The organism is Pseudomonas knackmussii B13, from assembly GCF_000689415.1.
Taxonomy (GTDB): Bacteria; Pseudomonadota; Gammaproteobacteria; order Pseudomonadales; family Pseudomonadaceae; genus Pseudomonas; species Pseudomonas knackmussii.
This window is the reverse complement of record NZ_HG322950.1, coordinates 2,864,948-2,877,672: the sequence shown is the minus strand read 5'-3', so window position 1 is coordinate 2,877,672 and position 12,725 is coordinate 2,864,948. Positions and strand designations below refer to the sequence as shown.

General features: G+C 64.9%; 7 protein-coding genes and 1 pseudogene. 7 read left to right on the top strand and 1 reads right to left on the bottom strand.

The annotated features are described in order from the left end of the window. Positions 1-168: 168 nt before the first annotated feature. From ftsH to PKB_RS13560, 5 genes and pseudogenes are all read left to right on the top strand, one after another. Positions 169-2,001 (top strand): ATP-dependent zinc metalloprotease FtsH, encoded by a 1,833-nt coding sequence (gene ftsH, locus PKB_RS13580; RefSeq protein WP_043257301.1) that lies wholly within the window; start codon positions 169-171, stop codon positions 1,999-2,001. 146 nt (positions 2,002-2,147) lie between these two features. Continuing rightward, positions 2,148-2,837, top strand: coding sequence for a DNA-binding protein (locus PKB_RS13575; RefSeq protein ID WP_052355279.1), 690 nt, complete (start codon positions 2,148-2,150; stop codon positions 2,835-2,837). 209 nt (positions 2,838-3,046) lie between these two features. After that, a complete protein-coding gene (gene aceE / locus PKB_RS13570; protein ID WP_043252480.1) occupies positions 3,047-5,695 on the top strand; it encodes a pyruvate dehydrogenase (acetyl-transferring), homodimeric type in 2,649 nt (882 codons plus the stop codon). 11 nt (positions 5,696-5,706) lie between these two features. Continuing rightward, positions 5,707-7,648 (top strand): annotated as a pseudogene (gene aceF / locus PKB_RS13565) (dihydrolipoyllysine-residue acetyltransferase). 670 nt (positions 7,649-8,318) lie between these two features. Next, a complete protein-coding gene (locus PKB_RS13560; RefSeq protein ID WP_043252478.1) occupies positions 8,319-9,446 on the top strand; it encodes an IS481 family transposase in 1,128 nt (375 codons plus the stop codon). Between the two features lie 289 nt (positions 9,447-9,735). Here PKB_RS13560 and PKB_RS13555 read toward each other — a convergent pair whose 3' ends face one another. Next, the gene (locus PKB_RS13555) at positions 9,736-10,398 is read right to left on the bottom strand and encodes a GNAT family N-acetyltransferase (RefSeq protein WP_052355278.1); all 663 of its coding nucleotides are present in this window, start codon (positions 10,396-10,398) and stop codon (positions 9,736-9,738) included. Positions 10,399-11,309: 911 nt separating this feature from the next. Here PKB_RS13555 and PKB_RS13545 point away from each other — a divergent pair. Both PKB_RS13545 and PKB_RS13540 read left to right on the top strand, forming a co-directional pair. Further along, positions 11,310-12,065: a sugar transferase gene (locus tag PKB_RS13545; protein WP_043257298.1), complete on the top strand. Its 756-nt coding sequence runs from the start codon at positions 11,310-11,312 to the stop codon at positions 12,063-12,065. A gap of 1 nt (position 12,066) precedes the next feature. Continuing rightward, on the top strand, positions 12,067-12,714 hold the full coding sequence (locus PKB_RS13540) for a P-loop NTPase family protein (RefSeq protein ID WP_043252475.1): 648 nt from the start codon (positions 12,067-12,069) through the stop codon (positions 12,712-12,714). Positions 12,715-12,725: the final 11 nt, after the last annotated feature.

The window sequence follows — 12,725 nt, the reverse complement described above, 5'->3', positions numbered from 1 at the left end:
CGCCGTTCCTCTCCACTCCGATACCGTCAAAGTGCGCCAAGCTATCTGAGGTTTTTTTGATCCTGATTAACCCGTCGCGCAATTGGCCAGTATCAAGTGCCATTATTCAGGTCTATCGCACCGTGGAGCGACGGCCGCCTGACCGCCGGAGGAAGCGAGCGCATGGAAATCGAAAAGCACCACCAGTGGAACATCTGGTACTTCATCGCGGCGTTCAGCGCGCTGCTGCTGATCCAGGACTGGATGGCCACCCGCGCCACCCAGGAGACGATTCCCTACAGCCAGTTCCTGCAACTGGTGGCTGACGGCAAGGTCAGCGACCTGCGCGTCGACCAGCAGCAGATCAGCGGTGCGCTCAAGGAGCCGATCAACGGCCACAAGCGTTTCGTCACCATCCGCGTCGAGCCGGAGCTGGCCGGCGAGCTGGCCAAGACCAACGTGGCCTTCACTGGCGTCGGCGAGAATCCGGCCGGCAAGTGGCTCGGCTGGCTGCTGCCGTTCATCCTGATCTTCGCCCTGTGGACCTTCTTCTTCCGCGGCCTGGCAGAGAAACAGGGCCTGGGCGGGATGATGTCGGTGGGCCGTTCGCGGGCGAAGGTGTTCGTCGAGAAGGACACCGGCGTCACCTTCGATGACGTCGCCGGCATCGACGAGGCCAAGGCCGAGCTGCAGGAGGTGGTGTCCTTCCTCAAGGACCGCCCGACCTACGGCCGGCTCGGCGCGCGTATCCCCAAGGGCATCCTGCTGGTCGGCCCGCCGGGCACCGGCAAGACCCTGGTGGCCAAGGCGGTAGCCGGCGAGGCCGGGGTGCCGTTCTTCTCCATCTCCGGCTCGGAGTTCGTCGAGCTGTTCGTCGGCGTCGGCGCCGCCCGCGTACGCGATCTCTTCGAGCAGGCGCGCAAGGCGGCGCCCTGCATCATCTTCATCGACGAACTGGACGCCCTCGGCAAGATGCGCGGGCTCGGCTCCTTCGGCGGCAACGACGAGAAGGAGCAGACGCTGAACCAGCTGCTCGCCGAACTCGACGGCTTCGACCCGCGCGAAGGCGTGGTCCTGCTGGCCGCCACCAACCGCCCCGAGGTGCTCGACCCGGCGCTGCTGCGCGCCGGCCGCTTCGACCGCCAGGTCCTCATCGACCGCCCGGACCGCCGGGGCCGTTCCGCCATCCTCAAGGTGCACATGAAACGCATCACCGCCGCGCCGGACGTGGATGTCGAGCAGATCGCCGGGATCACCACCGGTTTCACCGGCGCCGACCTGGCCAACCTGGTCAACGAAGCCGCCATCGGCGCCACACGGCGTTCTGCCGATGCCGTCGGCATGCAGGACTTCACCGCCGCGGTGGAACGCATAGTGGCGGGCGCCGAGCGCAAGAGCCGCCTGCTCCAGCCCCACGAGCGAGAAGTGGTGGCCTATCACGAGATGGGCCATGCGCTGACCGCCGTTTCGCTGCCGCGCATGGACCCCGTGCACAAGGTATCGATCGTCCCCCACTCCATCGGCGCGCTTGGCTTCACCCTGCAGCGCCCCACCGAGGATCGCTTCCTCATCGGCCGCCAGGAACTCAAGGACCGCATGGTCGTGCTGCTCGGCGGACGCGCCGCGGAATCGCTGGTGTTCGGCGAGATTTCCACCGGCGCCGCCGACGACCTGGCCAAGGTCACCGACATCGCCCGCCAACTGGTGACCCGCTTCGGCATGAGCGAGGAACTCGGCCAGGCGGTGCTGGAGCGGCAGATGACGCCCTACCTGGGTGACGGCAACAACCACCCCGGCCTGCGCGAGAAGGACTACTCCGAGGCCACCGCGCGGGAAGTGGACCTGTGCATCCGCGCGCTGGTCGAAGAGGCCTACCAGCGTGCCAAGGCCTTGCTGGCGCAGCGTCGCACCGACCTCGACGCCGGCGCGAAACTGCTGCTGGAGCACGAGACGCTGACGCCGGACCAGTTCGCGCCCCTGGCCGGCACTGCTTCGCCCTCTCCCGGCGCTCCGGCGTCCTGATACCCGATGCCGGGCGGCGGTTGCGCTGCCCGGTGCTCTCCCTTCACGCGCATGCCGTTCGCGACCTCAGAACGTGCTGTGCTATCGCCTCCAAATAGTATGTAATACGTAGTACGTAATTAATTACATAAAGGACCAAAGCGTCGATGGCCAGAAGCGGAGTCAGCAAGGAAGAAGTACGTATCGCACGTCAATCCATACTGGCGCGCGGCGAACATCCGAGCATCGACGCCCTGCGTGTAGAGCTGGGCAACACCGGCTCCAAATCGACCATCCACCGCCTCCTGAAGGAGCTGGATGCCGAGCAGACCGGCCATTCCCCCTCCTCCCTCAGCGAGGAGCTCGGCGAACTGGTAGGCCAGCTGGCCAACCGCCTGCAGCAGGAAGCGCGCGCGGCCCTGGCTGAAGAACGCGGCGAACTCTCCCGCCAGCGACAGGACCAGCAGCAGGAATTGCGCCTCGCCCGCCAGCGCATCGATGAACTGCAGGCACAGAACCAGGCACTGGCCGAGGAAACGCGCGAGACCCGGGAGCAGGCCCGCCAACTGCAGCAGCAGAAGCACCAGGTCGAACTGACCAACGCCCGCTTGCGCCAGGCCGCCGGCGATCTCGAGGCACGCCTGCGCGACCGCGACGCGCAGATCACCGCGCTGGAGGAAAGGCTCGACCAGCTGCGCCTCGCCGCAGCCGAGCAACGCGAACAGGACCTGCGCCAGCACGAGGAGGTCAGCGGCCAGCTTCGCGGCGAATTGCGCCGCCACCAGGACGAGCTGACTCGCCTGAACCGCGACAACGAACGCCTGCTCACCGAAGCCCGCCTGCTGCGCGAGCGCTGAGCGTCATCGCGCAAGGCGAGGCCCGCTGCGGTGGCGCGGTGGCGGCTGCCAGCTAGGCTATAGCCTCTACCCGAGCTTCCGCGCCCGCCGCGCGCCCCAACCTGGCTGTCGAGGGTACTTGGACTGGCGGTATTCCGGCCGTTTGCCGCCGGGATCGCCCGGGGCGGCGAACCAGCGTGGGCCTGTCGCAACCCAGCAAGGTACCCGCCATGCACGATATCGACCCCGTAGAAACCCAGGAGTGGCTGGACGCCCTGGAGTCCGTCCTCGACCGCGAAGGCGAAGACCGCGCGCACTACCTGATGACCCGCATGGGCGAGCTGGCCAGCCGCACCGGCACCCAGCTGCCCTACGCGATCACCACGCCGTACCGCAACACCATCCCGGTGACGCACGAGGCGCGCATGCCCGGCGACCTGTTCATGGAGCGGCGCATTCGCTCGCTGGTGCGCTGGAACGCCCTGGCCATGGTGATGCGGGCGAACCACAAGGACCCTTCGCTGGGCGGGCACATCTCCACCTTCGCTTCCTCGGCGACCCTCTACGACATCGGCTTCAACTATTTCTTCCGCGCCCCGGACGCCACCCACGGCGGCGACCTCATCTATTTCCAGGGCCACGCCTCCCCCGGCATCTACGCCCGCGCCTTCCTCGAAGGGCGGCTGAGCGAGGACCAGCTGGAGAACTTCCGCCAGGAGGTCGGCGGCAAGGGCATTTCCTCCTACCCGCACCCCTGGCTGATGCCGGACTTCTGGCAGTTCCCCACGGTGTCCATGGGCCTGGGCCCGATCCAGGCGATCTACCAGGCGCGCTTCATGAAATACCTGGAGAGCCGCGGCTTCATCGAACCCGGCCAGCAGAAGGTCTGGTGCTTCCTCGGCGACGGCGAGACCGATGAGCCGGAGTCCCTGGGCGCCATCGCCCTGGCCGGGCGCGAGAAGCTCGACAACCTGATCTTCGTGGTCAACTGCAACCTGCAGCGCCTGGACGGCCCGGTGCGCGGCAACGGCAAGATCATCCAGGAACTCGAAGGCGTGTTCCGTGGCGCCAACTGGAACGTGATCAAGGTCATCTGGGGCCGCTTCTGGGACCCGCTGTTCGCCAAGGACACCGCCGGCCTCATGCAGGCGCGCATGGACGAGGCGGTGGACGGCGAATACCAGAACTACAAGGCGAAGGACGGCGCCTACGTGCGCGAATACTTCTTCGGCACGCGCCCGGAGCTGCTGGAGATGGTCAAGGACCTCTCCGACGACGAAATCTGGAAGCTCAACCGCGGCGGTCACGATCCCTACAAGGTCTATGCCGCCTACCACGCGGCGGTGAACCACCAGGGCCAGCCCAGCGTGGTCCTGGCCAAGACCATCAAGGGCTACGGCACCGGCACGGGCGAAGCGAAGAACATCGCGCACAACATCCACGAGATCGACGTCGAAAGCCTGCGCGCCTTTCGCGACCGCTTCGACATCCCGGTCAGCGACGCGGACCTGGCGAAAGTGCCCTTCTACAAACCCGACCCCGGCAGCGCCGAAGCCAAGTACCTGGCCGAACGCCGCGCCAGCCTCGGCGGCTCGGTGCCACATCGCCAAGGCAACGCCTTCAGCGTGCCGGTGCCGCCACTGGACACCCTCAAGGCCCTGCTCGACGGCACCGGCGACCGCGAGATCTCCACCACCATGGCCTTCGTGCGCATCCTCACGCAGTTGGTCAAAGACAAGGAGATGGGCCCGCGCATCGTCCCGATCATTCCCGACGAGGCCCGCACCTTCGGCATGGAAGGCATGTTCCGCCAACTCGGCATCTATTCCTCGGTGGGCCAGCTCTACGAGCCGGTCGACAAGGAACAACTGATGTTCTATCGCGAGGACAAGAAGGGCCAGATCCTCGAGGAAGGCATCACCGAGGCCGGCGCCATGTCCTCCTTCGTCGCGGCCGGCAGCGCCTACAGCAACTACCGCCAGCCGATGCTGCCCTTCTACATCTTCTATTCGATGTTCGGCTTCCAGCGCATCGGCGACCTCGCCTGGGCCGCCGGCGACGCCATGAGCCGCGGCTTCCTGCTCGGCGGCACCGCCGGGCGCACCACCCTGAACGGCGAAGGCCTGCAGCACGAGGACGGCCAGAGCCACATCCTCGCCTCGGTCGTGCCCAACTGCCGCACCTACGACCCCACCTACGCCTACGAGCTGGCCGTGATCATCCATGACGGCGCGCGGCGCATGCTGCAGGAGCAGGAGAACGTCTTCTATTACATCACCGTGATGAACGAGAACTACCCGCAGCCCGCCATGCCGGCCGGCATCGAGGAAGGCATCATCAAGGGCATGTACCTGTTCGAGGAAGACAAGCGCGACGCCGCGCACCACGTGCAGTTGCTAGGCTCCGGCACCATCCTGCGCGAGGTGGAAGCGGCGGCGAAGATCCTCCGCGAGGACTTCGGCATCGGCGCCGACGTCTGGTCCGTGCCGAGCTTCAACGAGCTGCGCCGCGACGGCCTGGCCGTCGAGCGCTGGAACCGCCTGCACCCGCAGCAGAAACCGCGCCTTAGCTACGTCGAGGAATGCCTGAACGGCCGCAAGGGCCCGGTGATCGCCTCCACCGACTACATGAAGCTGTACGCCGAGCAGATCCGCCAATGGGTGCCTGGCAAGGAATACAAGGTGCTAGGCACCGACGGCTACGGCCGCAGCGACAGCCGCGGCAACCTGCGCGACTTCTTCGAGGTGGACCGGCGCTGGGTGGTCCTGGCCGCCCTGGAGGCCCTGGCCGATCGCGGCGACATCGAGCCGAAGACGGTGGCCGAAGCCATCGCCAAGTTCGGCATCGACCCCGACAAGCGCAACCCCCTGGACTGCTGAGGAGAGGCATCGTGAGCGAGTTGATCCGCGTACCCGACATCGGCAACGGCCAGGGCGAAGTCATCGAACTGCTGGTCAAGGTCGGCGACAAGGTCGAGGCCGACCAGAGCCTGCTGACCCTCGAATCGGACAAGGCCAGCATGGAAATCCCCTCGCCGAAGGCAGGCGTGGTGAAGAGCCTGAAGGTCAAGGTGGGCGACACCCTGAAGGAAGGCGACGAGATACTCGAACTGGAGGTCGAAGGCGCTGCGCAGACTGTCGCCAGTGCACCCGCGCCCGCCGAGGCGCCCAAGCCGACACCTGCTCCGGCGGCTCCGGCGGCAGCACCGCCGCCCACCACTGGCGGCGTGCAGACGGTGAAGGTGCCGGACATCGGCAATGGCCAGGGCGAGATCATCGAACTGATGGTCAAGGTCGGCGACCGCATCACAGCCGACCAGAGCCTGCTCACCCTGGAGTCGGACAAGGCGAGCATGGAAATCCCCTCCCCGGCTGCCGGCGTCGTGAAAGCGCTCAAGGTGAAGATTGGCGACACCCTCAAGGAAGGCGACGAAATCCTCGAACTGGAGGTTGAAGGCGGCGCACAACCAGCGGCAGCGCCTCCATGCACCCGCGCCCGCCGAGGCGCCCAAGCCGACACCTGCTCCGGCGGCTCCGGCGGCAGCACCGCCGCCCACCACTGGCGGCGTGCAGACGGTGAAGGTGCCGGACATCGGCAATGGCCAGGGCGCGATCATCGAGCTGATGGTCAAGGTCGGCGACCGCATCACAGCCGACCAGAGCCTGCTGACCCTGGAGTCGGACAAGGCGAGCATGGAGATCCCCTCCCCGGCTGCCGGCGTCGTTAAAGCGCTCAAGGTGAAGATCGGCGACACGCTCAAGGAAGGCGATGAAATCCTCGAACTGGAGGTCGCCGGCGCAGCCGCAGCACAAGCACCCGCAGCTGCCGCACCAGCCGCGGCACAGCCGGCGCCTGCCGAAGCGCCGGCGAAAGTAGAAGCACCGGCGCCGGTCGGTGCCCCCAGCCGTGACGGTGCCAAGGTGCACGCCGGCCCTGCCGTGCGCATGCTCGCTCGCGAGTTCGGCGTCGAGCTGGCCGAAGTGAAGGCGACCGGTCCGAAAGGCCGCATCCTCAAGGAAGACGTGCAGCTGTTCGTCAAAGAACAGCTGCAGCGCGCCAAGTCAGCTCCGGCCGGAGCCGCGGTCAGCGGTGGCGCGGGCATCCCGCCGATTCCGGAAGTCGACTTCAGCAAGTTCGGCGAAGTGGAAGAAGTGGCCATGACCCGCCTGATGCAGGTCGGCGCCGCCAACCTGCACCGCAGCTGGCTGAACGTGCCGCACGTCACCCAGTTCGAATCGGCGGACATCACCGAGGTGGAAGCCTTCCGCATCGCGCAGAAAGCAGTGGCTGAAAAAGCCGGGACCAAGCTGACGATCCTGCCGATATTGCTCAAAGCCTGTGCGCACCTGCTCAAGGAACTGCCGGACTTCAACAGCTCCCTCGCCCCCAGCGGCAAGGCGCTGATCCGCAAGAAGTACGTGCACATCGGCTTCGCCGTGGACACCCCGGACGGCCTGCTGGTGCCGGTGATCCGCAACGTCGACCAGAAGAGCCTGCTGCAACTGGCCGCCGAAGCCGCGGAACTTGCGGAAAAGGCGCGCACCAAGAAGCTCTCGGCCGACGCCATGCAGGGCGCCTGCTTCACCATTTCCAGCCTCGGCCACATTGGCGGCACCGGCTTCACGCCGATCGTCAACGCGCCGGAAGTGGCGATCCTCGGCGTGTCCAAGGCGACCATGCAGCCGGTGTGGGACGGCAAGGCCTTCCAGCCGCGCCTGATGCTGCCGCTGTCGCTGTCCTACGACCACCGGGTGATCAACGGCGCCGCCGCCGCACGCTTCACCAAGCGCCTGGGCGAGCTGCTCGGCGATATCCGAACGCTACTGCTGTAAACGAAGAAGGCGCCGCAAGGCGCCTTCTTTTCTCGCCGAGCGCCACGCCACTCGGAAACGTAGAAGCGGATCTTATCCGCGAATCTCTCGGCGCCTGTGCCTTTGGCCAACTCCGCACCCTCTCCCCAACCCTCTCCCGCAAGCGGGAGAGGGGGCTGTTCGGCGCGATCCTGTAGGAGCGGATTCATCCGCGAAAATCCCCGCGCCAATTCCAACCGTGGGACGCATAACCGCGTTCGCGGTTATGCGCCGCAGCCCGGCACGAGAACGGCGGATAACCCCTTCGGGGTTATTCGCCCTACAGGTTCGGCATTTGTGCCGTGCGGTTCGCGAGCAAGGACTACGCGTCCCCCTCGATCCTACGAAGAGCAGGAGTATCCGCGCGCGCCGGAGCGCCCCTTACAGAAGGCCGAGCAAAGCCCACGCAGAGGAGGTTGCGCGACATGGATGTCGCAAAAGCCCCGATGGGCTACAGGGACGTACCCTCGGGGCGGGCCTCCGGGTGCGTGGGGATGTGCGAGGGAAGTCCGGCTTGCCGGACCCGTATGTCGGGGCAAGCCTTTTTGGTTCCTTTTGTGGCGTTTGATGTACGGACCGGGGACATAGCTGACAGGTGTGCGGGGACATGGTTGACACTTTCCGGCGAGCAGCCTTGTCGGGAATCCACGCCATGCCCTGGAACACGAGAGACACCATGAGCCTGAAAGAGGAATTCATTGCCCTGGCCTTACAGCCCGACAGCAACAAGCGAGAGCTTTGCCGACGTTTCGGAATCAGCCCGCAAACGGCCTACAAGCGGCTTAAGCGATACGCGCAGCAAGGGCGAGAGGGATTGCGTGAGCAGTCCCGCCGGCCGCTCAGCAGCCCCAGACGCACCCCGCCGGAGCTGGAGACAGAGGTGGTCGCCTTGCGCCAGGCGCATCCCGCGTGGGGCGGACGCAAGATCAGCCATGTCCTGAGACGCTGCATTGCTCCTAGCACCGTGACCAATGTCCTGCACCGTCACACGCTGATCCTGCCGCCTGAAAAGGAAGCCAAGAAGCCTTGGCAGCGCTTCGAACACGAAGCCCCCAATGACCTCTGGCAGATGGACTTCAAGGGCTACTTCCCGACCCAGCAAGGCCAGTGTCATCCGCTGACCGTGGTGGATGACCACTCCCGTTTCAACCTGGCGATCCAAGCCTGTGCCAATGAGCGCAAGGAAACGGTCCAGGAAAAGCTGACCGAAATCTTTCGACGCTATGGCCTGCCAGCCCGAATCAACACCGACAATGGCTCGCCCTGGGGCTCGCCACGCAACCCCGGGGAATTATCCGAACTGGGTGTCTGGCTGGTCAGGCTGGGAATTCGCTTGAGTTTCAGCCGGCCCTACCACCCACAGACCAATGGCAAGAACGAGCGCTTCCATCGCGCCCTCAAGGCCGAGGTGCTCAAGGGAAAACACTTTCACGACCTGGTCGAAGCCCAGGCGGCCTTCGACCAGTGGCGTGAGATCTACAACCATCACCGGCCCCACGAAGCGCTGGGCTACCAGGTTCCCATGGAGCGCTACCGCCCAAGCCCTTGGTCATTTCCAGAGGAACTAGAGGACTTCGAATACGCCATGGACGACGAAGTGACGAAGGTCTATCACAGCCGATTCCGCTTTAGAAAACGCTACTTCCGCATCGCCAAAGGGCTTGCTGGGCACCTGATTGCCATCCGTCCCAGACCCGATAGCGAGGTCCTGTACGACGTGTATTTCTGCCATCAACTGCTCCGCACCATCGACCTGAACAATCCCGACTACGGACCATAATGTGTCAACCATGTCCCCGCACATGTGTCCACCATGTCTCCGGTCCATACATGGCGTTTGACAAAAGGGACTCGCCGAGAGGCGAAACAAGAAGCCTCCGAACATGCCAAAGCGGCGCGGAAACGCCCAAGCCAGAAGCGTCTCTGGGTTCCAGCGTTCGCGGGGATGACGGAATGGTGTAGGAGCGGACCTTGTCCGCGAAAAGCATCGCGGATGAATCCGCTCCTACAGGGACATGCTCTGCCATGCGGTTCGCGAGCAAGCTCGCGCCGACGAAGACCCGGAAACCTCAGGCCCGCCGCAACCTCAACCCATAAGGCCCACAGCCACTGCTGGCAACGCTGCGGTAGCGGCCGAACAAACGGAACAGGTAGATCGAGCCGGCGTCCACGTAACCCAGGCGGTAGCAGGACTTCAGCGAGTCGAAGTTGCCCGACTCGACATAGGACACCAGGCCCTTGTCGCCTTCCTCCAGGAAGTGCTGCAGCGCCCGGTTCATGCCGATGGCATGCAGGCGCTGGCCACGATAGTCGTAATGGGTGAAGCCCTTGTACATGTACACGTAGGCCGGGTCGAAGTGCAGGTTCAGCGGCGTCGAGTCGATGCCCGTGGGCTTGCGCGAGTACCAGCCGTAAGCCGCCAGACGCTCGCCCTCGAAGATGCCGTAGCACTGGTCGTTCTTGGCCAGGGCGTGATCGAGGAAGTCGGTGGAAATCTCGTTGCGCGGATCGGTCGCGTAGGGCCGCAGCATCGCCTCGCTGAGGAACAGCCCGCGATAGTGCGGCGGCAATTCGAGAAAGCGCGGATCGACCTTCTGCAGCGTAATGCCGCGCAGGATCTTGAACGGCAGCACCGCGTTGACCACTTTCAGCAGCGCCTTGTGCAGCGTGTGCGCCAGACCGTGCTGACGCAGCGTCGTCTGGCCCTTGAGGATGAGTTGCTGTACGGCCATGAAGCTTCCCCCTGGACGAGGTGAATGTCTTGCGATGGATTCGAGCGAGCGGGCAATAGCCGCCGGAAGCGGCCACTAAAAGGCCATCAGGCCGATTTGTTTCGGAATGTTAGCAAAGAAACCTGCGGCCCAAGGTGTCGGAATTGTCAAAAGAACGTCGATTCAAGATTTCCGGTCATTCATGACAGCTTATATTTGGCGGATATCCCCTTGAATCACAGGGATTTCAATGGGCCATCACAACGAGGGGTTGGGTGCTTTCGCTCCCATGACCGTTCGTCGGAGTCCAGAGCTTGCTTCCGCGCACGGCCCTGAATGATCAAACGCTATTAATATTCGTTACTTAGGCTCAAAACAGAGGGATTTCGCTGTTCTGCCGATGAGCCATGCAACCTCTACCGGTCGTCCGTTTTTTTTACAGATCGGCGGGTAACTGTATCTCCGATGCAACTTCCACACCCCTCGATAAGGCATTGAATAGCCAGCATATGGCCACTTTTTTGCGGACCTGCGTCACAGCATCCTGCCTCATCCGCGATACAGACGCGCCAAAAAAACGTCCACCAACACCCTAGAAGTCAATTTATTCACGCTTATACTGTCGCCTAGCCATCACCGTCAAAGGCATGACGGGATTACCCAGCAACCAAGAAGTGAGGGCGCACCGATGGACGCGTGCGATGCAGTAAAGAAGTGCTGCGGCCTGACCCAGGCCGACCCCTTCAACGCCGGCCCTGAGTCGACGCCGCGCCGCCTCCCGTTCCGGGACGCTCCGCTCCTGCCGCCTGGCCACTGTGCCGAATTCCTCCCGTTGCAGTTTCCGGAGGAGTCCGTCCGCACCCCGGCCTGACCCCACGCCCCACTTCACCGACCTTCGACGGCAACGCCGCCTACGGAGCCATGGTATGGAGATGGAAAAGACGCTGCCTTCGCCCGAAGTGGGCCATGCAGCCACCGCGCGTTCGCTCAATCGCCGCGATGAGCAGATGCGCGACAAGATTGCCCAGGCGATCGCCAGCCAACGCCGCGGCTGGATTCTCGGCCGCCCGGGCGGCCGCCCGTGGACGCTGTCGCGGACCAAGCGCTGCAGCTCGGCCGTGCTCGCCGTGCTGCTGCTGATTGCGCTCTCGCCGCTGCTGCTGGCCGTTGCCATTGCCATCAAGCTGAGCAGCCCCGGACCGGTATTCTTCGTGCAACAGCGCACCGGCCTGTATGGCCGCCGCTTCGGCATGGTCAAGTTCCGCACCATGGTGGTCAACGCCGAAGCGCTGAAGGATTCGCTGCGCCACCTGAACAAGCACGGCCCGGACTCCGTCGACTTCAAGATCGACCGCGACCCGCGCGTCACTGGCATCGGCCGCTGGCTGCGGCGCACCAGCCTGGACGAGCTGCCCAACCTGTTCAACGTGGTGCGCGGCCAGATGCGCCTGGTCGGCCCGCGGCCCACCTCGTTCCGTGCCAATACCTATCGCGATCACCACCTGCGCCGCCTGGGCGTCTACCCCGGGATCACCGGGCTGTGGCAGGTGTCCGGGCGCAGCGATGTGGACTTCGACGGCCGCGTCGAGCTGGACGTCGCCTATATCGCCCAGCAGAGCCCATGGCTCGACCTGAAGATCATGCTCAAGACCCCCCTGAAAGTTCTCACCGGCCATGGAGCGAGTTGAGATGGATGGTTCCTCGTCGTCGAAAAGCCTGGCAGTCCAGCGCCCGAGCGAAAACAACCTGGCGGCCATCGTGCTCGACCAGAATCTCAAGACTCTGCTGCTGACCGCCGCCAACAGCGGCAGCGGCACCACCACCAGTGCATTGATGCTGGCCGGCGAACTGTCCCGCAGCAGCCGCGGCGAGGTGTTGCTGATCGACGCCAGCCTGTCCAAGACCAACCTCACCCAGCACTTCGGCCTGGGCCAGGAGCGCGGTTTCCTCGACCTGGTGCTGGCCGAGTCGCCGCCGGCGCTGGAGCGCTGCATCGAGGCCAGCGACGGCCTGCCCTTCCACTTCATGCCGCTGGGGCACTACTGGCAGCACAAGGCGCACCTCGCACCGCAGGCGTTGGAGGCGCTGTTCGCACGCCTGGGCGAGCGCTACCGCTTCGTGGTCATCGACGGCGAGGCCGTCTACGCCAACGCCGACACCCTGGCCCTCGCCGCCCTGGCCGATGGCGTGGTGCTGGTGGTGCGCGGCGAGGAAACCCGCTGGGAGGTGGCGCAAGCCGCGATCCAGCGCCTGACCCAGGCCAACGCCCGGATACTCGGCAGCGTATTCAATGCGCGCCGCTACTACATGCCGAAGTGGGTCTACGACAATCTCTGAGCGAGGGAAGG

Excerpts from the sequence above, each read along its gene's own strand:
- PKB_RS13575 (WP_052355279.1), top strand. The coding sequence starts at position 2,148 with ATGGCCAGAAGCGGAGTCAGCAAGGAAGAAGTACGTATCGCACGTCAA.
- aceE (WP_043252480.1), top strand. The coding sequence starts at position 3,047 with ATGCACGATATCGACCCCGTAGAAACCCAGGAGTGGCTGGACGCCCTG.
- PKB_RS13560 (WP_043252478.1), top strand. The coding sequence starts at position 8,319 with ATGCCCTGGAACACGAGAGACACCATGAGCCTGAAAGAGGAATTCATT.
- PKB_RS13555 (WP_052355278.1), bottom strand. The coding sequence starts at position 10,398 with ATGGCCGTACAGCAACTCATCCTCAAGGGCCAGACGACGCTGCGTCAG.
- PKB_RS13545 (WP_043257298.1), top strand. The coding sequence starts at position 11,310 with ATGGAAAAGACGCTGCCTTCGCCCGAAGTGGGCCATGCAGCCACCGCG.
- PKB_RS13540 (WP_043252475.1), top strand. The coding sequence starts at position 12,067 with ATGGATGGTTCCTCGTCGTCGAAAAGCCTGGCAGTCCAGCGCCCGAGC.